Here is a 24,409-nt window from a genome sequence, read left to right on the forward strand (position 1 = left end):
ATAAGACTAAATTAATTCCACTTTTGGCTGTATTTATCTGTCGAGAAAATGAGTCTGAATCTTTAAATTAGTTCATTCATCTAGGGGAAAGTTAAAAAAATGCTCAATCTTTATGGAACATTCATAAAGATTGAGCTAAGTGAGGAACTGATTAGTTGGAGTTCATTTGAATGTTTAATTCATCGTCATTAAGCTGGCATTACCACCAGCCGCTGCAGTATTGACACTAATTGCACGCTCAATCACGAAACGTTCTACAGGGATGTCATATTGGCCTGAAGCTAAATGCGTAATGCCAATAATTGCACCTTTACGAGACGCGATGACTTGTTGAATTTTTAATAACTCAGCTTTTTCACCATGATGTAAAACCGCATCAAAATTACCATGATAAAGATCAGTGATCACTTTAAATTGGTCCACGAGGATTTTTGGCATGCTATTTAAGTGTTTCAACACAAAAGTATTGTCTGCAAGTACGACGGGCTGACTACCTACCGATAAAATCGCAGCAATTTGATTCAGTTGATCTGCATCATTATTAGCCAATGAAAGCACACCTTTACGTGCCAAAATGGCATATTGGTTGTTTTCACCAGTTGGGCCTTGTAGCTCAAAACTTTGTCCAGCGGCTATGGCCTGCGGTGCTTGAATAGCAATGCCTGAAAAATGCTGCTTCGCCCAAGTGTTAAAAGCCTCATATGCAGGGAAATGTGCAGCTTGCGTTTCTGCCTGAGCCGCATAAGGTGTAGCCAGTTTTTTCTCAGAAACTTGATGCATTAAACGGTAAAGATATAAAGGACCGCCCGCTTTTGGACCAGTACCTGATAAGCCCTCGCCGCCAAAAGGTTGTACACCAACCACAGCGCCTACAATATTACGGTTAATGTATAGGTTGCCAACTTCTGCATGACCGATAACTTTTTGAATCGTGTCATCAATACGTGTATGCAAGCCCATGGTTAAACCATAACCTTTGGCATTGATTTGCGTTAATAGGTTTTCAATCTCACCATATTTGTAGGTGATTAAATGCAATACTGGCCCAAAAACTTCGCGTTCTAAATCATTTAAATTTGGCAGTTCAATCAAAGTTGGTGCAACGAAAGTACCCGTACTTAAGGCATTGCTATCAGCATTAAACATGATTTGATGTACTGGATAGCCTTTGCTACGCATCTTCTCAATATGTTTTTCAATATTTTGCTGTGCTTCAAGGTCGATCACTGGGCCAATGTCAGTTGCTAAAAGTGCAGGATTTCCGACACGAAGTTGCTTCATCGCACCTTGCAACATGGTACGGACACCGTCCACATTATCTTCTTGCACACAGAGAATACGCAGGGCAGAACAGCGTTGACCAGCACTGTCATAAGCAGAGTTAACGACATCCAATACCACTTGTTCTGTCAATGCAGATGAGTCAACAATCATGGCATTCTGACCGCCAGTTTCAGCAATCAAAACCACGCTTTCGCCAAATTGGTTTAAGCGCTGTGCCACGGTTTTTTGCAAGATACGTGCGACTTCTGTTGAGCCAGTAAACATGATGCCTTGGATACGTGAGTCAGCACTGAGTTTGGCACCAATGGTTTCGCCACGCCCAGGAAGGAGTTGCAATACATCAAACGGAACACCTGCTTCCCATAAAATATGTACAGCTTGAGCAGCAATCAGCGGTGTTTGTTCAGCAGGCTTGGCAATCACGGTATTACCTGCAACCAAGGCCGCCGCAATTTGACCTGTGAAAATAGCAAGCGGGAAGTTCCATGGGCTAATGCACAGCACAGTGCCAAGAGGTTCAATATGCGTATTTTCTGCTAGATCAATCATTTGAGCTGCATAATAACGTAGAAAATCTACAGCTTCACGGACTTCAGCAATAGCATTGGCGTAGGTTTTACCGCTTTCGCGTGACAATAACACCATCAGAGATTGCAATTGTGCTTCCATCAAATCCGCTGCACGGTTTAAGCATGCTGCACGCTGATCTTTGTCTAAAGTTTTCCATGAAGCTTGGGCATTTACCGCATTATTGAGAGCGATTTCCGCTTGTTCTAGGCTGGCTTCGCTGACACTGCCGACCACATCACTATGGTTTGCAGGGTTTGTAATGTTGATACTTGCAGTATGAATTTCTTCTAAATTAGCGCCCATTGCACTAGCATGCCACTGGGTATGTGCATGCTGTACTGCCGTGGTATTGAGCTGAGATAAGTCGCGATCATTGGCTAAATCGAGTCCTTTTGAGTTGCGACGTTCTGAGCCATACAAATCTTGCGGAAATGGGATGGATGGATGCTTAGCGCCAGTCACACCTTCTTTTTCAGCAGCCGCTAATATCGTCTGTCTTGGATTTTCAATTAAATCTTCAATTTTTAAATTTTTATCTGCAATACGGTTGACGAAAGAGGTATTCGCACCATTTTCCAGTAAACGTCGAACTAAATAGGCCAATAAGGTTTCATGGTTACCCACCGGTGCATAAATACGGCATGGCACACCCAGTTTGTTGTCAGATTTCGAACCCACCACTTGTTCATAGAGGGGTTCACCCATGCCGTGAAGGCACTGAAATTCATACTGGCCTGGATAGTAAAGCTCTGGCTGTGCTAATTGGTAGATCGTAGCAACGGTTTGCGCATTATGTGTTGCAAACTGAGGATAAATTTGCTCAGGTGCAGCCAAGAGTTTTTTAGCACATGCAATATAAGATAGGTCGGTATGAACTTTGCGCGTAAATATAGGATAGTCACTCATACCCTCAATTTGCGCTTTCTTAATTTCGCTGTCCCAGTATGCACCTTTCACCAAGCGAATCATTAAACGTTTTTGGCTACGCTTAGCGAGGTCAATAATATGGTCGACCACATAGAAACAGCGTTTTTGGTAGGCTTGAATCACAAATCCAATACCTTTCCAATCCGCTAATTTAGGCTCAAAACACAGGCGCTCAAGTAGTTCCAATGAAATTTCAAGGCGGTCAGTTTCTTCGGCATCAATGTTTAGACCAATATTGTAATGCTTGGCTAATACTGCAAGTTCAAGCACTTTGCCATAAAGCTCGTTATGTACACGATCGATCTGCGAGCGTTGGTAGCGTGGGTGTAGGGCAGATAATTTGATCGAAATACCTGCACCGTTATAAACATCTTTACCTTCAGAGGCTTGACCAATCGCGTGGATCGCATCGGTATAGTCTTGATAATAACGTTCTGCATCAGGTTCAGTTAATGCTGCTTCACCTAACATGTCATATGAATAGCGGAAGCCTTTGTCTTCTAATACTTCTGCATGTTTAAGCGCTTCATTGATGGTTTCACCTGTAACAAACTGTTCACCCATCATACGCATAGCCACGTCTACAGCTTTACGGATAATGCCACGTCCACTGCGTGCTAAAATACCGGTGAGTAGGCTAGACAGACTTTTTTGTTGAGGGGTTTCCATCAGTTTGCCCGTCAGCATTAATCCCCAAGCAGCAGCATTTACGAACATGAGGCTACTTTGGCCAACATGATCTTTCCAGTTACCTTGGTTGATTTTATCTTTGATCAGTAAATCACGTGTTGCTTTGTCTGGAATACGGAGTAGCGCTTCAGCTAAACACATGAGCGCGATGCCTTCCTGAGAAGACAATGAAAACTCTTGTAGCAAGCCTTGTACAATGCCTGCTTTACCTGTACCGCTTTTACGTTCACGTAATGAATGGGCTAAGTCAAAAGCCAATTGTTGAATTTGATCGCTGATCGGGGAAGGGATTTCACTGTGTGCTAATAAGTTTTCAATGCACTCAGTTTCAGCACGACGCCATGCTGTATTAATCGATTGTTCAAAGCTATTCTTGTCTTTAAATTCAATGATGTAGTCATCGCTTCCCGTGACTTCAAATACTTTTCCATTCATGTTTCAATTTTCCGTGTCAAAGTTCTATGACGAGCAAATAAATCTTGAGCTTGATCCTTTATTTAATTTATCATCACAGAATATTTAGCGAATAACTCACTATAGTTTTAATAATATTTAGAGAAAAATTCAGATGACTAGCCCATATTTGAGCTTAGACCGTATAGATATTCGAATTTTAGAGCTGCTGCAAGACGACGGAAAATTGTCCAATATTAAGCTTGCAGAAATGGTGAATTTATCACCCACTGCGGCGTTGGCACGTGTGCAAAAATTATCGAAAGAGGGCTTTATTTTAGGCTATGAAGCACGTTTAAATCCGGTCTTACTCAACAATGGATTTGTGGTTTTTGTAGAGATTTTACTAGATAAAACCACGCCCAATGTATTGGAAGATTTTTCGGATGCAGTGCGTCAAATTCCAGAAATCGTAGAATGTCATATGATCAGCGGTGGTTTTGATTTTGTAGTGAAAATACGCTGTGCAAATATGGAAGAATTTAGAAAAATTTCAGGGCAGGTGCTTTGGCAGCTACCTGGTATCAAGGAAACGCGTAGTTATCCTGTGATGGAAGTAATCAAAGAAAGTATGCAAATTAAGCTGAAACCTGCGGCTCGGCCGAAGTAGCTAATCATCAATAATTGAGTACTAAAAAGGGGCATTTAGCCCCTTTTTAGTGTCAAAAATTTTAGATTTCAGACATTTCTTTTTGATATTGCGCTTCGGCTTTTTCAAAGCGTTCAACCACATCCGCCTCTGGTGCTTTGCCCAATAAGCTCACGACAACGATACTGATCGCAGAGAAAATAAAGCCTGGAATGATTTCGTATAAACCAAGGTGGCCTAAGTAGTTTTTCCACACGATGACAGTCACAGCACCCACGATCATGCCAATGATAGCTCCGTTAAGCGTCATACGTTTCCACAGCAATGAAAGAATAATCAGCGGGCCAAATGCAGCACCGAAACCTGCCCATGCATAAGCCACTAAGCCTAAAACTTTACTTGCAGGGTTCATTGCAAAGGTGATTGCAAATACGGCAATTGCCAAGACCATCGCACGTCCAATCCAAACCAATTCTTTTTGCGATGCGTTTTTACGAATAAATCCTTTGTACAAATCTTCCGTCAAGGTGGTTGAACACACCAATAACTGACAGCTAAGTGTGCTCATCACCGCAGCTAAAATTGCGGCCAAAATAATCCCAGCAATCCACGGATTGAATAGAATTTTAGTCAATTCCATAAATACCGTTTCAGGGTTTGCATTAACGACGCTTGCCAGTTCTGGGTGAACTTGGAAGTAAGCAATACCGATATAACCGGCTGCTACAGCACCGCCTAGACATAGGATCATCCATGTCATACCAATGCGACGTGTATTCGGAATGGATTTAACAGAATCGGCTGCCATAAAGCGAACCAAAATATGCGGCTGACCAAAATAGCCTAAGCCCCACGCCATGCTGGATAAAATCGCAACTGTACTTAAGCCTTCAAATAAATTGGAAGCTTGCGGGCGAGCTGTTTCCAAAATAGCAGCAAGATTTTGACTGTTATCACCTAAAGCAAGGTAGGTGATGATCGGTGTGATCAGCAGTGCAAAGATCATCAGACCCGCTTGGAAAGTATCGGTCCAACTGATCGCTAAGAATCCACCAATACAGACATAGCTGATGGTTGCAATTGCACCAATCCACAGTGCTGTTGTGTAGTTCCAACCGAATAAACTTTCGAAAAGTCGTGCGCCAGCCACCATGCCAGAAGCACAGTAAATCGCAAAGAACACTAAAATCACTACAGCTGAAATGATACGTAAAATCTTTTTACGGTCTGCAAAACGGCTCGTGAAATAATCGGGCAGGGTCAGGGCATTATTTTGATATTCGGTATGAACACGCAAGCGACCAGCAACGATCAACCAGTTCAACCAAGCACCGATAATTAAGCCGATTGCAATCCAAGCTTCGGAAAGACCAGATAGATAAATTGCACCAGGGAGACCCATGAGTAGCCAACCACTCATGTCGGATGCACCTGCTGAAAGTGCAGTCACAACACTTCCTAAACTTCGTCCACCTAAAATGTATTCGTCAAAGTTATGCGTAGCTCTGTAGGCATACAAACCAATGGCAAGCATTGCAAGAATATAAAAAATAAAGGTGACTAATGTCGGGTTTAAATGGCTCATAGGCGGTTCGTCCTTAATGAAAGCAAATCATCTCTGTCCTAGATGAAAATTTGTACTTCTGTCGTAAGTCGCAGATTCAAGCACGATTTAAAAATTACACTCTGTAACCTTTAAGCATATTTTATGTATATTTTGTGTAAACACTATTTTTTCTTATTACAAATCGAATTTTTTATTGTACTGTTGAAATGTTGTCCAGAAGGGAATTTAAATTTTGTTAAGTAAATCTACCTAAGACTTTTCATCACAAAAAGAGAACTAATGAAATTAGGTAAAAATTACACAATGTTACATAGTGAACAAGAAATGTGCATTTGAAATATTTGGTTGCAAATGTGCATCACATCATCTGTAGTGAGATGATTTGAACAGGTCGAATATGAGGTATGCATAGTCTTGGTGCGTAATTAGAGGGAATACGCAGTGACAACGGTTCAAATGGAAAAAACGAGAATAGAGCATGATTTATTGGGGGATAAAGCAGTCCCGCAGTCATGTTATTACGGCATACATACATTGCGTGCCATCGAAAACTTTCAAATATCAAAGCAGCATGTCGGACAAAATGTAAACTTTGTACGCGCTATTGCTCAGGTAAAAAAAGCATCAGCAGAAACCAATTATCAATTTAACTTAATACAAGATGATATTCGCCAAGCGATTCAGCAAGCGTGTGATGCTTTGATTGATCATCCTGAACAATGGGCAGATTCATTTCCAATTGATATTTATCAAGGTGGAGCAGGCACTTCTATTAACATGAATGCCAATGAAGTCATTGCCAATATTGCCCTTGAGTTGCTCGGAGATGCTAAAGGCAGTTATCAACGGATTCATCCAAACGATCATGTTAATAAGTCACAATCCACCAATGATGTCTATCCAACAGCGCTGCGTCTAGCAACATTTAGCGCTTTTGATGCTTTATTTGTGGTTTTAAATCAGCTAATTGGAAGCTTACATATTAAAGCCGATGAGTTTAAACATGTCATCAAAATGGGGCGTACACAGTTACAAGATGCTGTTCCGATGACTTTGGGGCAAGAGTTCCGAGCATTTGCAACATTATTAAAAGAAGATTTGAAGTTGATTGAGCAAAATCGACAGCTTCTATTGGAAATTAATTTAGGTGCGACGGCAATTGGCACTGGCGTGAATTCTCCTGCGGGTTATGCAGCGAAGGCCGTTGAAAATCTAGCTCATTTGACCGGTCTAAAATTGCAAGGTGCAGAAGACTATGTCGAAGCAACCAGCGATTGTGGCGTATTTATTTTATTATCAAGTTGCTTAAAACGTTTAGCTGTCAAACTTTCTAAAATCTGTAATGACTTACGTCTTTTAAGTTCGGGGCCACGAACAGGTTTAGCGGAAATTCGTTTACCTGAGTTACAAGCAGGTTCGTCGATCATGCCTGCAAAGGTCAATCCCGTGATCCCAGAAGTGGTCAACCAAATTGCATTTCGAGTGATGGGTAATGATTTAACCATCACTTTAGCCGCAGAAGCAGGGCAATTACAATTAAATGTCATGGAGCCGGTGATTGCATTGTCCATGAATGAATCGATTGAGCTTTTGGTGAATGCGGTGAAAACATTAGACAGCAAATGCATACAAGGGATTCAGGCAAATGAGCAAGCATGTTTTGATGCTGTCATGCGTAGTGTAGGAATCGTGACCTTACTCGATCCATATTTAGGTCATGCAAAATGTGATGAAATCGGTAAGCAATGTATTGCCGAAAATAAAACCATTCGCCAAGTGGTATTAGAGCAAGAGCTGTTAACTGAAAGTCAATTGGATGAAATTTTCTCGATTGAAAATTTAGTTTCTGAAGTTACACCATTTAGTATGCCACTCGCTCAAGTGAGTTAAATGCTTATTTAAGACTTTTAAATAGCCCCATGATGAGTAAATGACGAAGGTTAATCCTTCGTTTTTTATTTGAAGAAATTAGTGGTAAATATAGAGAACTAAACTAATGACAGTCATGTATTAAGTATCCATTAGAAACCTAATTTCTAAAAGAAAGTATTGGGTTGAGAATAAAACGCTATATTTGCTTAGGATTGTAATTATTGTTCTATATATAGTCATGAAGGTTTGGATGAAAAATTTAGTGCATAGATAAAGTCAGAAAAGCTTTAACTTGCCCAAAAAAGGACGTAATCGAAGTACAATAGGTTTTTTATCATGTTGTAGATAGTCAGATGTTTAATAAGTTAGTCGATTTATTCAAAGGCGCTAAAGAGTCGCCTGAGCAACTTTACTTAGAACAACACCACATTCAATATGATGAAACTCAGGGCTATATCATTGAAGGCGTAGTTTTAAATACTTTGTCTGAACGTATGGAATATTTGTCGAATAGAAAAATGACAAATTTCGATGATTTAAAACAGCTCTATGCGACTGCAATGATTATCAATGAAAAAATAGACTTGGAAATTGCAAATCAACGCTTTGTTGCACGATTAGGCAATACTGAAGAAAATCTGTTGCAATTTAAACATTATGTCAAACTATTGAATGATTATTATCGTCAATTCATCCGTGATCGTAAGTAAGTGAATGGACTGCAGTGTTTGAGTTTGATGTGTGCGTTAAGGGTACTCATCAATAGAAAATACAATCACAAATCCACATTGGTTAAAACACTGTATATAGTTGCTTAAATCTCGGAATGTAAAAAGCATCGTGTTAATATGATCACCAAGTGATTAAAACATTAAAAGCTATTTACATCATGTTCCAGCAAGAAATTTCACAACTCAATCTTAAACAGCTCAAAGCTGGCGAAAAGCGGTGGGTCGGAAACTTACAAGGCTCATCTGCTGCATTATTATTTAAAGAAATTAGCAAACAATCCAAACAGTTGTTTGTGATTGTTGCACGTAATAATCAGCATCTCGGGCAGTTAGAAAGTGAGCTGGAATTTTACGGAATTAAGCCAACTATTTTCCCAGATTGGGAAATTTTACCTTATGACCGGCTGTCGCCACATCAAGACATTGTTTCTGAACGCTTGGCGATTTTGTCCAATATGCCACAGCAAGGTGTGTTGTTGGTTTCAGCAACAACTTTAGCGCAGCGAGTTGCGCCTGCATCTTGGGTATTAGGTGAACACTTTGATATTAAAGTAGGTCAAAAATTTGATATCGAACAACAAAAATTAAGATTAGTACAAGCGGGCTATCACTTGGTGGATACCGTTTATGATCATGGTGAATTTGCAGTACGCGGCAGCATCATGGATATTTACGCTTCGGGGCAAAGTTCACCGATTCGTATTGACTTATTTGATGATGAAATCGATACCCTCAAATTCTTTGATCCTGAAACTCAGCGAACCACCCAAAACTTAGATCATTTTACGGTTTTACCTGCAAAAGAATTTCCATTAAAAGAAGCGCGGTCACTGTTTCGTGATCGATATGCGGAAAATTTTCCGACGGCAAATCCAAAGAAAAATCCAATTTATCAGGATGTACAAGATGGCATAGCTTCACCGGGTATTGAGTTTTATTTTCCGTTGTTCTTCTCTGAACAAGCTATGAAAGAGCAAAGTACGCTATTTTCGTACTTACCAGAGAGTGGCATTGTCATTACAGATAAAGCTATTGATGACATATTGATTCAGTTTTGGTCGGATATTGTGCGTCGTTATGAAGACCGTCGTCATAATGTCGACCAACCGATTTTGCCGCCAGAGCAGATTTTCCTACAACCAAATCAGGTTTTAGAACAATTAAATCTCTGCCGTCGTATTGTGGCTTCGCCTGAGGCTTTTGATGAACGCAATGGCGTGATCAATCTTGTAGCTGAGATTCCACCCCGTTTACCTGTCGATCCAAAACGTGAAAAGCCATTTTATGCTGTTAAGCAATATATCGATGCGGCAAATTATCCAGTGCTTTTGGTGGCTGAAAGCGCTGGTCGACGTGAAACTTTAAAAGATGCATTGCGTCCAAGTTTGGGTGATATCCCAACGGTCGAAAGTTTTGATGATTTTATGCATTCTATGCATGCGATTGCGATCACCAATGCACCCTTAGATCGTGGTTTATTGCTAACTGACAAGCTCAGTGTAATTTCTGAAAATCAGCTTTATGAACACCGTGTGGTTCAACGTCGTCGTAAACGCCAACAGGAAGTATCAGAAGAGTTCCTTGTTCGCAGTTTAACCGAGCTAAGTATTGGCGCACCTGTGGTTCATATTGATTATGGTGTGGGGCGATATGCAGGTTTAATTACCTTGAGTATCGATGACCAAGACCATGAGTTTTTGCAGTTAGACTATGCCGATGCAGCTAAGGTGTATGTCCCTGTAACAAACCTGCATTTAATTAGCCGATACAGTGGTGGTGACCCAGATCTAGCACCATTACATAAATTGGGCACAGATGCATGGTCTAAAGCCAAACGCAAGGCTTTAGAGCAGATCCATGATGTGGCGGCAGAACTTTTACATATTCAAGCCCGTCGTCACTCGAAGCCGGGTTATGGATTTGAACTGGATCAAAGTCTGTATATGCAGTTTGCCAGTGGCTTCGCCTATGAAGAAACTTTAGACCAAGCCAATGCTATTGAAGCGACACTGTATGACATGCAACAAGCGAAGCCGATGGATCGCTTGGTTTGTGGTGATGTCGGTTTTGGTAAAACAGAAGTGGCCATGCGTGCTGCATTTGTGGCAGTACAAAATAACAAACAAGTGGCTGTACTTGTGCCAACCACGTTGTTGGCGCAGCAGCACTACGAGTCTTTCAAAGACCGTTTTGCGGACTGGCCTGTACGTATTGAAGTCCTTTCACGCTTTGGTTCATCAAAATCACATACCAAAACCATTGAAGACCTCGCAGAAGGCAAAGTGGATATTGTGATTGGCACACATAAAATTTTGCAGGAAAGTGTGCAATTTAAAAATCTCGGTCTCATGATCGTGGATGAAGAGCACCGTTTTGGTGTACGTGATAAAGAGCGAATTAAAGCTTTACGTGCCGATGTTGATATGCTAACGCTAACTGCAACGCCTATTCCACGTACGCTGAATATGGCTTTTAGTGGTATGCGTGATCTATCTATTATTGCAACGCCACCTGCACGTCGTCTTGCCGTGAAAACTTTTGTGCAAGAACACACTGGGGATTCGATTAAAGAAGCCATCTTGCGTGAACTATTACGTGGCGGGCAAGTGTATTTCTTACACAATGAAGTCGAGACCATTGAACGTACGGCAGAAACTCTACGTGAATTGGTTCCTGAAGCCCGAGTTGCGGTAGCACATGGTCAAATGCGTGAGCGTGAGCTAGAGCAAATCATGCAGCAGTTCTATCACAAAGAATATAACGTGCTGGTGTGTTCAACCATTATTGAAACTGGGATTGACGTGCCAAACGCCAATACCATTTTGATTGAGCGTGCAGATAAACTTGGACTAGCGCAGTTGCACCAACTACGTGGTCGTGTTGGTCGATCGCACCATCAAGCCTATGCTTATTTACTAGTGCCTTCGTTCAAAGGTTTAAAAGGTGATGCTGAAAAACGCCTAGATGCCATTTCTCGTGCATCGACTTTGGGTGCGGGCTTCATGTTGGCTACAGAAGACTTAGAAATTCGTGGCGCAGGTGAGTTGCTGGGTGAACAGCAAAGTGGCTCAATGCAAACCATCGGTTATAGCCTGTATATGGAAATGCTTGAAAAAGCCACCAAAGCCATTCAAAAAGGTAAAACGCCTAACTTTGACTCTCCATTGTCATTAACGGCTGAAATTAGCATGCACATGCCAGCCTTAATTCCAGATGATTATTTAGGTGATGTACATCAACGGTTATTGTTCTATAAACGCATTAGTAATACGGATACTCAAGAGAAACTCGATAACATTCGTATGGAGTTAATCGATCGTTTTGGCTTGCCACCACAAGCCGTTAAGCAGTTATTCTCTGTCCATCAGTTGCGTTTAAAAGCGGAACAATTGGGTATCACTAAAATTGATATCAGCTCACATGGCGGCAGTATTGAGTTCTCACCAGATACACCAGTTCAAGCCATATCGATCATCCAAATGATGCAAAAGCATCCGACTTTCTTCCGAATGGAAGGTGGACAGCGTCTAAAAGTGATGGTCATGCTCGAAGAGTATGACAAACGGATTCAATTTATAAATGACTTATTAGACAGTTTGCTGACGGAATTGGCGCCAAATCACTAGATTTGGCGTATAAATTGCTTGTTTAGAATGAGTAGATTTTTCTGCGTGTTTTTTATATAGAAGAAACGCTTGATTTTTTTGAAAAATTTATTAGAGTCATAAGCAAGCAACGTTTTATTCAAATGCAGTTTATTTGTAATGAAACGTTCTGTACAGAATATTCACACCCATAAGGATGTGATAGTATTAGCCATCATTCTAATTTTGCATCATTTATAAAGATATGTTTAGTTTACATCCACAACTTGCTCAAGATACGTTTTATGTAGGCGACTTTCCTCTGTCAACATGTCGTTTGATGAATGATATGCAATTCCCGTGGCTTATTTTGATTCCACGTGTTCCGGGAATTACAGAGCTTTATGAATTAAGTCAGGCAGACCAAGAACAGTTTTTACGTGAATCAAGCTGGTTATCAAGCCAATTGTCACGTGTATTCCGTGCAGACAAAATGAATGTAGCTGCATTGGGTAATATGGTTCCACAATTACATTTTCATCATGTTGTTCGTTATCAAAATGATGTGGCTTGGCCGAAACCAGTTTGGGGTACGCCAGCAGTTCCTTATAACAATGATGTCTTGGCACACATGCGCCAAACACTAATGCTTGCACTACGTGGTCAAGGTGATATGCCTTTTGATTGGCGTATGGACTAATCCCGATTTACGGACAATATCAGGATAGTAGAAGAATGAGTGTCCGTATGGGGGCGATCGAGTGCCGTTAGACAATTTAATCAGCAAAGAGCCTAAACAGTTTGAATATTTTCATCGTTTGATGGGATATATCATGCTGTCTTTGGTGATTGTTGTCTATCACTACACCCAACCAGATACGCATTATCAAATCTATATTCCTGCATTTTTATTTTTTCTGATTTTAGTCGTTCCTAAGTTTTCTCATTGGCTAATTTATCGATATAGCAATCAAACTAAACGCAATGTGCTGTTTCTGATCGATATCATCGTTATTGCTGTACTGATGTCTGCGGTACATTTAAGTCTTGTTTTAACCTTTCTTGCGGTTTTTGCGCTGCTATACACAACAATCTATAACAAGATCAATTTCTTAATGATGTCGTTGGCAGGGATTGTAGGCGTCACTGTATTCTATTTATGTAATATTTATATATTTGGTTTTCAAGAATATTTTGAATCGACCAGTAGTGAATTAACCGTTCTTGGCTTTCTGTGCCTCATTACCTATTTCAGTGTAGGAACTTTTTATCAGCACACCCAAGTTCAGTCTCTAAGTAATAAAAAGAACCATTATTATGATCAGATGAATCGTTATATGGAATTCGCCAATCAATTGAGTCGTTATGCGCCAATGCAACTTTGGCAATCGATTATGAAAGGTGAGTCTGAAGCTAAAATCGAATATAAACGTAAAAAACTCACGATTTTCTTTTCAGATATCCAAGGGTTCACAGAACTTTCTGAAACATTAATCCCAGACGATTTAGCATTTCTACTCAATGACTATTTGAGTCATATGACTGAGATTGCCAAACAGTATGAAGCGACTGTCGATAAATTTATGGGGGATGCAATTCTAATCTTCTTTGGCGATCCACATAGCCAAGGCGTAGAGCAAGATGCAAAAACTTGTTTAGAGATGGCAATGGTCATGCGTCAGCAAATGAAGTTGCTACGTGAACGCTGGATTAAAATGGGTTATCCGCCGCTACACATTCGTATGGGTATTTCTACAGGGTATTGCCACGTTGGGAACTATGGTGCGGCTCACCGTATGGCTTATACCATCGTGGGTCGTGATGCCAACTTGGCTGCAAGATTACAGAGTGCTGCCGAAGTCGATGAAATTTTGATTTCAGACGATACGCATCATTTAGTGAAAAATGACTATTTATGTGCACCTAAAGCACCGATCTTCTTAAAAGGTATCAAAGGCCCAGTACGTACTTGGCAAGTGATGGAAAAATACACCTCACAGAAAACAGATTATCAACGTTGGTTCGATTACGAATATAAAGGCTTCAATCTATTATTGAACTTAGATGAAGTGCAAAACTTTGAATATCCTGAACTAATACATGTTTTAGAACGTATGATTCAACGCTTACAAACTCAGCAAAGAATGACCAACTCTGCTGGTATCGTAAAACTGAATTTAGAAGATGAAGTGATCGAAGAAGTCAAAAAAACTGAATCGCACTCTTAATTTCACATATACATTATATAAATTAGATCTAATCGTATTGCCTTAAATTGTAAAAATAACTCAATTCATTCTTTTATCAAAACGTCTTCTTTTTTTTGAATTGTTGAATAGTTTTATGCATAAAAAGCCAGTTACGATGAACTGGCTTTTTGATTATAGAAAATTATCTATAAATTAATGATTTTCTGAAGCATGGTTGATGGTGTATTTGGGAATTTCAATTTCCAAATCTTCATCTTCAATTTTTACTTGGCATGACAGACGAGAGTCTGGTTCTAACCCCCAAGCACGATCGAGAAGATCTGCTTCGACATCATCCATTTCATCTAGACCATCAAAACCTTTACGTACAACCACATGGCAAGTGGTGCATGCTTTAGACATATCACATGCATGCTCAATTTTGATGCCGTTTTTTAACATGCTTTCGCAAAGGTTAGCATTTGATTCGACTTCAAACTCAGCGCCGTTTGGGCAGATTGTTGCGTGAGGCAGTACTTTAATACGTGGCATAATCTTGACCTATAAATTAATTTGAGTTTGACCAGTCATCGAGTTTTGTGCCTTTCAGTGCGGCATCAATGTGCTGATTCATACGAGCTGCAGCAAATGCATCGCTATGTATTTTAAGCTGTTCTACAGCATGTTCAATAGCTTTGATATCAGTCGTTTCAAGTGCAGCATCTAAAACACTGCGTGCAGAAGTGAGGGAACTGAGTTGCTCTTGGCTGAGGAGTTGAGCATCCACTTTAAGTGCTTGATCAAGTGCTTCAAGTTCACGTTTTGCTTCAACTTTGGTTTCTTGAAGATGACGTAAGTTTTTGTCTTCTTCAGCAAACTTATAACCATCAACCAGTAAGCGTTCAGTGTCGGCATCAGATAAACCATAAGAAGGTTTGATGTCAATTTGAGCATGCACACCAGAAGTGGTTTCTTTGGCTGACACCGTCAATAAACCATCTGCGTCAACTTGGAAAGTCACTTCGATACGTGCTTGACCTGCAGTCATCGGTGGAATACCACGAAGTACAAAACGACCTAGACTACGGCAATGTTCAACCAGATCACGTTCACCTTGTACAACATGAATTAACATCGCTGTTTGACCATCTTGATAGGTTGTGAATTCTTGGCGACGCGCCACTGGAATGGCTGTATTACGCGAAATAAGGCGCTCAACCAAACCGCCCATGGTTTCTAAACCTAAAGAAAGCGGAGTGACGTCTAAAAGCAATGAACCATCTTTAGAGTTACCAATAAGTTGGTTTGCTGTAATCGACGCGCCAATGGCCACAACTTCATCAGGGTTAATTGTGCAGAGTGGTTCTTGATTGAAGACATCTTGAACAGCTTTTTGCACAGCATATGAACGGGTAGAACCACCGACCAATACCACATTTTGAATATCGCTGAGCTCAAGCTTGGCATCACGCATGACACGTTTGCAAACGCTGATGGTTTTATCCAAAGCAACTTTGATGATGGATTCAAAAGTAGGGCGGTCTAAAGTCAATGATTGATCAAGAACTTTAAGCTCTACAGATTCAGCCTCGGTTAGAGCTTCTTTTGCTTTACGAGCAGAAACGATGAAATGTGCATATTCAGCATCATCTAAAGTTTCAATATTCAGTTGTTTTTTTGCCCATTTTACAATCAGACGGTCTAAGTCATCACCACCAAGCGCCGTGTGGCCACCCGTTGCTAGAACTTCAAAAACACCTTGAGAGAAACGTAAAATTGAAACGTCAAAAGTACCGCCACCCAGATCATAGATCACATAGTTTTGATCATGTGCAAGATTGGTGTCTTGATCTAAGCCATAAGCCACTGCAGCAGCAGTCGGTTCATTTAATAGACGTAGTACATTTAAACCTGCAAGCTGAGCCGCATCACGCGTTGCTTGACGCTGTGCTTCATCAAAATAGGCAGGTACAGTAATCACAGCACCATTAACAGGATTATTTAAGCTGCTTTCTGCAAGGTCTTTAAGCTGTTTTAAAATTTCAGCAGAAATTTCAACGGGTGTTTTACGACCTTGTGCAGTTTCAAAAGCAGGCATTTCATTCGCTTCACCGACTAAGTTGTACGGGTGTTGGAATTTGATATCTGCTTTAGAGCGCCCCATAAAACGTTTTACAGAAACGATGGTGTTTTTAGGATCAGTCGTTAAGAATGCCTTTGCGTCGTCACCATATTGCGTAGTGGATTCGCCATAGTGTGCAATAGAAGGGAGTAACACACGACCATGTTCATCGTTAAGCACTTTCGCTTTACCAGAAAGTACCGTGGCTACTAAAGAGTGTGTAGTCCCAAGATCGATACCAATTGCGATGCGGTGTTCATGCGGCGCACTTGATTGACCAGGTTCTGCAATTTGCAAGAGAGCCATGTGTGTTACATCCTTTGAACGTCAAATATAAAAAATAAATTAAAAATCATCGTCTAAATCAAAGCTATCGTCGTCTAAGAAGCGATCTTCAGCTTTATCGATGTCAGCCATTACTTTTTGGAAGAAGCGTAATTTACGTACGGTATCACGTGCTTCAGCCCAGTCTTCGTCGTCATAATCAATCTTGAATTCACGAACCAAACCGTCAATCCATTGCTGAACTTCAGTTTTAAGTGAAGTGAGGTCATCAGCAGAGCCTGCCTCATCTAACTGTTCACGAATTTCTAAGGCATCTTGTAGGAACTCAAAATCACTAATTGATTGATCAAGGTGATAATCTTGTTTTTTGAGACTTAATAGATATGCAGCGCGGCTATCAACATTGGATAAAGCTTTAAATGCTTGATTAATCTCACTGGATTTAATCAGGGCTAGATCTTTGTCTTCGGCTTTATCTGGATGATATTGTTGCTGCAACTTTAAAAATTCAGATTTTAAAACTGCTAAATCAATATCGAGTGCTACAGGTAAGTTAAACAACTCAAAATGATTCATGGGAGATGGTGTCCGCAATAGAGGTGCAAAAAGTGTTGCTTTAAATGCAATTAAAACAGTGAATTTTACACTGTTTTAATGCGAAAAAGGAGTGTGGAAAAGGCTTAAACCGTAAACGATTCGCCGCAGCCACATTCGCCTTTTTTATTTGGGTTATTAAATTCAAAACCTTCGTTTAATCCATTTTTCACATAGTCCATCTCCATACCTTCGAGATAAACTAAGCTTTTTGGGTCAACGAATACTTTTACGCCAAACTGATCGAATACTTGGTCATGCGTGTCAATATCATCGACAAACTCAAGTACATAAGCTAAACCAGAACAGCCAGAAGTTTTCACGCCAACGCGAATGCCTTCACCCTTACCGCGATTCTTGATGTAATTGCTGATATGAGTTGCAGCATTTTCAGTTAAATGAATCATGAAAACTCCGTTAATCTTTTTTAAAACACGTAAACAATTAAGCTTTTACTTTCTTGCTACGGTAGTCTTCTACAGCAGCTTTGATTGCATCTTCAGCAAGTACAGAGCAGTGTACTTTTACTGGTGGAAGTGCAAGTTCAGTTGCAATATCAATGTTCTTAATTGCTTGAGCTTCATCAAGAGTTTTGCCTTTTAGCCACTCTGTTACTAATGAGCTAGATGCAATTGCTGAACCACAACCGTAAGTTTTGAAGCGAGCTTCTTCAATTACGCCGTTGTCATCAACTTGGATCTGTAGACGCATAACATCGCCACAAGCTGGTGCACCGACCATACCTGTACCAACGTTTTCTGCATTTTTGTCTAAAACACCAACATTACGAGGGTTTTCGTAATGATCAATTACTTTTTCGCTATAAGCCATGACGCTTCTCCAAACCTCGGGGTCAGCCTTAAGATTAATATGGGGGTGAAATTACGTTAATCAATGAGATAGCCTTAAAATAAAAGCTATCTCACCGGGATGAATTAGTGTTCAGCCCATTCTACAGAATTAAGGTCGATACCTTCTTTGTACATATCCCAAAGCGGTGAAAGATCACGTAGTTTTTCAACTGCTGCTTTGGTAATTTCAAGTACATGGTCAATATCGGCTTCAGTGGTGTATTTACCAAAGCTGAAACGAATCGAGCTATGAGCCAATTCATCTGAAAGACCCAATGCACGAAGTACATAGGATGGTTCTAAAGTTGCTGATGTACATGCAGAACCAGAAGATACTGCGCAATCTTTAAGTGCCATCATTAACGATTCACCTTCAACGAAGTTAAAGCTGACGTTTAGATAGTTTGCAACGTTGTATTCTGGGTGACCGTTCAGGAAGACTTGTTCAAGACCTTGCAAGCCATTCCAAAGTTTGTCACGAAGTACACGAATACGAGTTTGTTCGGCATGTAAGTTTTTGCCTGCAAGTTCGAACGCTTCGCCCATACCCACGATTTGGTGAGTCGCTAGCGTACCTGAACGCATACCACGTTCATGACCGCCACCGTGCATTTGCGCTTTAATACGTACACGTGGTTGACGACGTACATAAAGAGCACCAATACCTTTAGGGCCATAGATTTTGTGGCCAGAGAAACTCATCAAATCAACTTTCATTGTTGAAAGATCAATTTCTACTTTACCAGCAGCTTGCGCAGCATCTACATGGAAATAAGTTTTGTTTGCACGAGTCAATTCACCGATTGCAGCTACATCTGTAGTTGTACCGATTTCATTGTTCACCATCATCAAAGATACAAGAATCGTATCTGGACGAAGGGCAGCTTGAACCATTTCAGGTGTAATTAAACCTGTTTTTGCTTCTGGCTCAAGATAAGTAATTTCGAAGCCTTCTTCTTCAAGCTCGCGGCAAGTATCAAGAATTGCTTTATGTTCAATTTTACTTGTAATAATGTGCTTGCCTTTAGATGCATAGAACTGAGCAATACCTTTAAGCGCAAGGTTGTCAGATTCAGTTGCACCAGAAGTCCAAACGATTTCGCGTGGATCAGCTTTTACTAGATTAGCAACTTGTTCACGTGCATATTCTACTTTTTCTTCTGCCTGCCAGCCGTAAGCATGAGAACGAGAAGCTGCATTACCAAAAGTACCGTCAAACGTTAGACATTCCATCATACGTTCTGCGACTTGAGGGTCTACAGGTGTAGTTGCTGCATAGTCAAGATAAATAGGACGCTTCATGTCAAATACCTGTAACCGATAAAAGGGCTGAATCAAAGTTTGCTGAATTTTGACGAATAGATACGGTTTGAACGTTATCGCGTGCTACAAGGTCAGCAAGGGTGATTTTTGCAAGATAATCGGCAATGTGGTGGGAGAGTTCCTGCCATAAATCATGAGTCAAGCACATTGCACCATTTTGGCAGTTACCTTTGTGGTCACAACGGGTTGCATCAACTGTTTCATTTACAGCTTCAATAATTTCCAAAACAGTGATGTCTTCAGCACTACGAGCAAGGTGATAACCACCGTTTGCTCCACGGATGCTGGAAACTAAGCCGTGACGCTTTAATTTTGCAAATAACTGCTCAAGATAGGCCACTGAAATGGTTTGACGAGCTGCAATTTCTGCAAGAGTGATCGTTTGGTCAGTTGGCTGCAAAGCTAGATCAAGTAGAGCAGTCACTGCGTAGCGACCGCGAGTTGTTAAGCGCATGATTCGATACACATGTTAAGTCTAGATGTGCAGATTTTATGAATCCTGACTAAAATAGTCAAGTTTTTTTGAGATTGTTTATTTGTTTTATTTTGTCTGAAAAATTATGTATTTATTCGAACCACACATTATACACTAATAACGTTATTAAAAGAACAGATATTAGACTAAAAGCGATATTAATCCGCTTTTGACGACGTTCGATACGCTTAATACGGTTTTTATATTGTTTAACTTCAACTTGCAGTGTGTTGATTCTAGAGCGTTGCTGTTCGATTTTTTCTAAAAGTGGGGCAATACGTTTTTTTGACGCAACGATATCGTTTTCTTCGACAGGTTCAGACAGCCAGTGTTTCCAGTCAGATAAAATTTTGGGCACACTAAATAATGAAACCAGATCACGAAATTCATCTTTTAGAACCACATCACCATCGATACGCATGGTTTTGATGCTTTTACGATTACCAAATACAAAAATTTTTACCAAATCTATTAGTGTCGTGCGGACATCAAGGTCGATGGCTTTATCTGGAGATTTCGTGTCGAAAAGAATACCGTGTTCAGTAAACTGAACATAAAAATCAAAATAAGGGATATAGCTATTTATCTTAAGTGCGACTTTTTGATCAACAAATTTTTTAGCTTGTAATGCTACAACGCGGTCATGTTTTAAAATGAAAGTAAAAATCGTTTCTAAAACAATCAGGGTCATAGTAAGCAACAAATGTGGTTGAGCTTGTGTTTGTTGCGTATCACTCATAAAAAAAATGTCCTTGTTAAAATCTGAAAGCACTGGAAATTGAGCATCCTGCTCTAGAGGAACTTAGAATATACCAAAAAGTTGGTAATTCACCAGCTTTGTAGAACAGTTTAATCAATCTATCAAGTCATATGTTTGCTATTATGCTATTAAAATGAAGAATCACATGTTGCTGTGCACATAAAATAATCAGGAGAAGTGCGGATTATGGAAAATACAGAAAGCATAATTGACGATGTGCAGGAAACATCAGGAAAGCAGGTTAAACCTCGGGTACGTAGTCATTCTGATCGCCGCTCTAAAATGGATTTTCGCAAATATACCAAACAGATTTGGTTGGCTGGATTAGGTGCTTTTTCACGTGCAGAAGGCGAAGGAAATAAGCTTTTTGACTCTTTAGTCAAAGTTGGAGAGGAGCTTGAGTCCAAAACGATTGATATTGCAGATCAAACTGTAGAAAAGGTTTCAGAAAAAGCCAAAGAATCTGTAACCGATACGAAAGATAAAGTAGAAAAAATTTTAGATAATAGTGTTAATCATTCTTTAAACCGTTTAGGATTGGTGACTGTAAAGGATTTACAGCACTTAGAAAGGCTTATACTTCAATTACATACTAAAGTTGACCAATTAGCCGAAGAAAATGCCCAACTGAGGGCCGAAATACTAAAAAAACACTAACTTTTTTACTATTATCGAATTTTCAAGGTTTTTTTCGTCAAAAAATTCTATAAAAAGAGGTTGAGGAGTATTGCGTTTAACCCTAAAGCATTGCTATAAAGGCGTTATGGCGTTTTATACAAATTTTTGAACCTTAAATAAACGATATTAAGAGGACTTAATTTTCATGAATAAATCAGAATTAATTGATGCAATTGCCGAAAATGGGGGATTATCTAAGGCCGATGCCGGTAAAGCTTTAGATGCTACAATTGCTGCAGTTACCAATGCATTGAAAGCTGGTGATACAGTTACTTTAGTTGGTTTTGGTACTTTCAGCGTTAAAGAACGCGCTGCACGTACTGGTCGTAACCCACAAACTGGTGCGACTTTAGAAATCAAAGCAAGCAAAGTTCCTAGCTTCAAAGCTGGTAAAGGCTTGAAAGATTCTGTAGCTTAATCTTATTAAGCACATGAGACGCGCCATTATTTGGCGCGTTTTTTATTGGTAAATGTGATTAATTGATATATCGCATTCATTCATCTCGGGTTTTCGGTTAAAATTCACCGCAAATAAAATATTGGAATACTTATGGAATCGTTTCGTAAAGTCATTAAGGGTTGGCTGGGCAAGGTCTTGCTCGTTTTGTTTTTGACCCCTTTAGCACTTGTAGGTATTGAAGGATATTTTAGTGGTGGATCTAAAGATGCAGCAAAGACTGTAAACGGTACTGAAATTTCGCAAAAAGAACTCGAAGCACTGACGAACTCATTAAAAGAACAATATCTGGCATATGCTCAGGGTGATGAAACATTATTGAATCAAAATTTCATTAGCAATAAAGCGATGGATACTTTGGTTTCACGCCAATTGTTATTGCAACAAGCTGATAAATTAGGCATTAGCTTGAGTGATGCACAAATTGTGCAAATGATTCATCAGCAGCCAAGCTTCCAAGTCAATGGTCAATTTTCAGATGAAGCGTTTGGGAGATACCTCGAATCGATTGGTATGACGAACCGCACATTCATTGATAACTTACGTAAAGACCATGCTTTAAAAATGTTGTCTACAACATTTATGGAATATGCATTGGTGAGTAAGCTTGATATCTTGCAAATTGCGAACTTACAAACGGAACAACGTAGTATTCAGTTGGCGAGCATTAATCTTGAAAATTACAAGAAAAATGTAAAAGTATCTGATGCCGAAATTGCCGCTTATTATGAGCAGCATAAAAACAAATTTAAGCAAGCAACCAGTATTGATGCAGATTTTGTCGTATTAACACCTGCCAATATTACTGCACCTGTAGAAGCTGCAACTGATGCTGAATTGAAAGAAGCGTATAACAGCTTTGTTGAGAATGCACAGAAGTCAGTTAAACCACTCGTTAAGCACATCATGATCACTGCAGACAGTCGTTCAGATGCCGAAGCTAAAAAACTGGCTGAAAGTGTTCAAGCTAAAATTAAAGCGGGTTTAAGCTTTGACCAAGCTGCAGCGCAATTCTCTGAAGATCCGGAATCTAAAGCAAAAGGTGGTGAACTGGTTGCTTATGAAAAAGGTGTGTTTGGTGATGCGTTTGATGCTGCAGTTGAAGGTGCTCTAGCTGGTCAAGTGACTGCTCCAGTGAAAACAGACAGTGGTTATCACTTGATCGAAAAAGTGGCGCCAGCTGTAAAAGTGGCTTCATTTGAACAGGAAAAGGCACGTCTACAAGCAGAAGTCGCTGCTTCGAAAAAAGCCAATGTTTTTTCTGACACTGTAAACAGCCTCAATGACATGGTCGTGAGCAGTGATGCCCTTGATGTCGTGGGTCAAGAAGTGAAAGGCGTAAAAGTACAATCATTGAATGGCTTAACATTAGCATCGCAACATCCAGTTTTAAGTGATGCAAACGTCAAAGTTAAATTGTTTAACGATGATGTTAAAAATGGTGAACGTAATGTTTCATCGAGCATTCAGTTGAAAAACGGTGATGTGGTTTGGGTGAAAGTGCGTAACTATCATGCTGCGGGTGTTCAAACTTTAGCTGAAGCGAAAGCGCATGTGAAAACTCAGCTGATTGAAAAGAAAGCGTCTGATGCTGCAAAAGCCCAAATTCAAGCGACATTAAAAGAGTTTGCTGCAAAACCTGCTGCTTCAGTTGCGAAAGGCAGTTTAAACTTTGAAAATGCGGGTACCTTCACTCGTGCGGATGGCTTGTTGAAACGCGAAATTCAACGTGCTGCATTTAGTGTAAAAGCGCCGAAAGCAGGTCATTGGTCTGTTACTACGACTAATCTACCAAATGAATTGGTTGTGGTTGCTGTGACTGCAGTGAACAAACAATCTGATGCGGCATTAACGGGTGAGCAGTTAGATGAGTTAACAAAACTTTATCAACAGCTTCGTGGTCAACAAGAATTTGATGACTACACACGTTATCTAAAAGATCATGCCAAAATTAAATAATTTAGGCAGCTTTAAAAAAAACCAGCTTTTGAGCTGGTTTTTTTATGTTTAAGTTTAATGCATCACACTTTAAGAAAAACTTTTAAAAACAAAGATTAAATAAAATTGACTATTTGAATAATTCTCTTAAATTGAGTTTGGGAAGGCAGTTTCCTAAAAAATATAATGATGTGATTTGAGGGTGTTATGCAAAAGATGAATCATTTAAACGGTATTTTAAAAAGTAAGCGTCCGCTGAACACACCTTCTGAATTCATCCTATAAGCCTTAATTTAGTCCCCACTTAGAAACAAGTGGGGACTTAAATTTATGACTACAAATCATCAGACATCCATCGCATCTCTTGCGAAAAAACGAAGAACATACAGTGCTGAATTTAAACAGCAGATCGTTCAGGCTTGTAAAGCACCGGACGTTTCAATTGCTTCAGTCGCTTTGCAACATGGATT

Annotated in this window: 20 protein-coding genes; 10 read left to right on the forward strand and 10 right to left on the reverse strand. The window is 40.0% G+C overall.

Features of this window, described 5'->3' with window-relative positions; translation table 11 throughout:
- Positions 1-174: 174 nt before the first annotated feature.
- Positions 175-3,906, reverse strand: a complete 3,732-nt coding sequence (gene putA / locus FTT72_RS13605) for a trifunctional transcriptional regulator/proline dehydrogenase/L-glutamate gamma-semialdehyde dehydrogenase (protein WP_180178543.1) — start codon at positions 3,904-3,906, stop codon at positions 175-177.
- Between the two features lie 133 nt (positions 3,907-4,039).
- On the opposite strand from putA, the gene FTT72_RS13610 reads away from it, so the two are divergent.
- On the forward strand, positions 4,040-4,534 hold the full coding sequence (locus tag FTT72_RS13610; protein ID WP_180063832.1) for an Lrp/AsnC ligand binding domain-containing protein: 495 nt from the start codon (positions 4,040-4,042) through the stop codon (positions 4,532-4,534).
- Between the two features lie 61 nt (positions 4,535-4,595).
- Here FTT72_RS13610 and putP read toward each other — a convergent pair whose 3' ends face one another.
- Positions 4,596-6,098 carry a sodium/proline symporter PutP gene (gene putP, locus FTT72_RS13615; protein WP_180178544.1) on the reverse strand — a complete coding sequence of 501 codons (1,503 nt, stop codon included), beginning with the start codon at positions 6,096-6,098 and terminating at the stop codon, positions 4,596-4,598.
- A gap of 423 nt (positions 6,099-6,521) precedes the next feature.
- On the opposite strand from putP, the gene aspA reads away from it, so the two are divergent.
- The 5 genes from aspA (at position 6,522) to FTT72_RS13640 (ending at position 14,495) form a co-directional block, all read left to right on the forward strand.
- Positions 6,522-7,970 carry an aspartate ammonia-lyase gene (aspA, locus tag FTT72_RS13620; RefSeq protein ID WP_180178545.1) on the forward strand — a complete coding sequence of 483 codons (1,449 nt, stop codon included), beginning with the start codon at positions 6,522-6,524 and terminating at the stop codon, positions 7,968-7,970.
- A 335-nt stretch (positions 7,971-8,305) separates the two neighbouring features.
- On the forward strand, positions 8,306-8,662 hold the full coding sequence (locus FTT72_RS13625) for a hypothetical protein (protein ID WP_180007827.1): 357 nt from the start codon (positions 8,306-8,308) through the stop codon (positions 8,660-8,662).
- Between the two features lie 179 nt (positions 8,663-8,841).
- Positions 8,842-12,309 (forward strand): transcription-repair coupling factor, encoded by a 3,468-nt coding sequence (gene mfd / locus FTT72_RS13630; RefSeq protein ID WP_180178551.1) that lies wholly within the window; start codon positions 8,842-8,844, stop codon positions 12,307-12,309.
- Between the two features lie 223 nt (positions 12,310-12,532).
- Positions 12,533-12,967, forward strand: a complete 435-nt coding sequence (locus tag FTT72_RS13635) for an HIT domain-containing protein (protein WP_067762788.1) — start codon at positions 12,533-12,535, stop codon at positions 12,965-12,967.
- A 61-nt stretch (positions 12,968-13,028) separates the two neighbouring features.
- Positions 13,029-14,495: an adenylate/guanylate cyclase domain-containing protein gene (locus FTT72_RS13640; protein WP_180073614.1), complete on the forward strand. Its 1,467-nt coding sequence runs from the start codon at positions 13,029-13,031 to the stop codon at positions 14,493-14,495.
- Between the two features lie 174 nt (positions 14,496-14,669).
- Here FTT72_RS13640 and fdx read toward each other — a convergent pair whose 3' ends face one another.
- From fdx to FTT72_RS13680, 8 genes are all read right to left on the reverse strand, one after another.
- Positions 14,670-15,008 carry an ISC system 2Fe-2S type ferredoxin gene (fdx, locus tag FTT72_RS13645; RefSeq protein ID WP_078193483.1) on the reverse strand — a complete coding sequence of 113 codons (339 nt, stop codon included), beginning with the start codon at positions 15,006-15,008 and terminating at the stop codon, positions 14,670-14,672.
- A gap of 16 nt (positions 15,009-15,024) precedes the next feature.
- A complete protein-coding gene (gene hscA / locus FTT72_RS13650; protein WP_180178546.1) occupies positions 15,025-16,884 on the reverse strand; it encodes a Fe-S protein assembly chaperone HscA in 1,860 nt (619 codons plus the stop codon).
- 39 nt (positions 16,885-16,923) lie between these two features.
- The gene (gene hscB, locus FTT72_RS13655) at positions 16,924-17,439 is read right to left on the reverse strand and encodes a Fe-S protein assembly co-chaperone HscB (RefSeq protein WP_078188669.1); all 516 of its coding nucleotides are present in this window, start codon (positions 17,437-17,439) and stop codon (positions 16,924-16,926) included.
- Between the two features lie 104 nt (positions 17,440-17,543).
- On the reverse strand, positions 17,544-17,864 hold the full coding sequence (gene iscA, locus FTT72_RS13660) for an iron-sulfur cluster assembly protein IscA (RefSeq protein WP_078188668.1): 321 nt from the start codon (positions 17,862-17,864) through the stop codon (positions 17,544-17,546).
- Positions 17,865-17,901: 37 nt separating this feature from the next.
- A complete protein-coding gene (gene iscU / locus FTT72_RS13665) occupies positions 17,902-18,288 on the reverse strand; it encodes a Fe-S cluster assembly scaffold IscU (protein WP_078188667.1) in 387 nt (128 codons plus the stop codon).
- Positions 18,289-18,392: 104 nt separating this feature from the next.
- Positions 18,393-19,610, reverse strand: coding sequence for an IscS subfamily cysteine desulfurase (locus tag FTT72_RS13670; RefSeq protein ID WP_078188666.1), 1,218 nt, complete (start codon positions 19,608-19,610; stop codon positions 18,393-18,395).
- Between the two features lies 1 nt (position 19,611).
- A complete protein-coding gene (locus tag FTT72_RS13675) occupies positions 19,612-20,085 on the reverse strand; it encodes an Rrf2 family transcriptional regulator (protein ID WP_180178547.1) in 474 nt (157 codons plus the stop codon).
- 112 nt (positions 20,086-20,197) lie between these two features.
- Positions 20,198-20,845, reverse strand: coding sequence for a hypothetical protein (locus FTT72_RS13680; protein WP_180178548.1), 648 nt, complete (start codon positions 20,843-20,845; stop codon positions 20,198-20,200).
- A gap of 207 nt (positions 20,846-21,052) precedes the next feature.
- Here FTT72_RS13680 and FTT72_RS13685 point away from each other — a divergent pair, with 207 nt between their 5' ends.
- The 4 genes from FTT72_RS13685 to FTT72_RS13700 form a co-directional block, all read left to right on the forward strand.
- Complete coding sequence (locus tag FTT72_RS13685; protein WP_180178549.1) at positions 21,053-21,523, forward strand: phasin family protein; 471 nt, start codon at positions 21,053-21,055, stop codon at positions 21,521-21,523.
- A 166-nt stretch (positions 21,524-21,689) separates the two neighbouring features.
- Positions 21,690-21,962, forward strand: a complete 273-nt coding sequence (locus tag FTT72_RS13690; RefSeq protein ID WP_078188662.1) for an HU family DNA-binding protein — start codon at positions 21,690-21,692, stop codon at positions 21,960-21,962.
- A gap of 132 nt (positions 21,963-22,094) precedes the next feature.
- Positions 22,095-23,960, forward strand: a complete 1,866-nt coding sequence (locus tag FTT72_RS13695; RefSeq protein WP_180090032.1) for a SurA N-terminal domain-containing protein — start codon at positions 22,095-22,097, stop codon at positions 23,958-23,960.
- Positions 23,961-24,269: 309 nt separating this feature from the next.
- Positions 24,270-24,409, forward strand: a 140-nt coding sequence (locus tag FTT72_RS13700) for a transposase (RefSeq protein WP_151760684.1), incomplete at its 3' end; no start/stop codon positions are given.

It is taken from the genome of Acinetobacter sp. YH01005 (assembly GCF_013420465.1).
Taxonomy (GTDB): Bacteria; Pseudomonadota; Gammaproteobacteria; order Pseudomonadales; family Moraxellaceae; genus Acinetobacter; species Acinetobacter amyesii.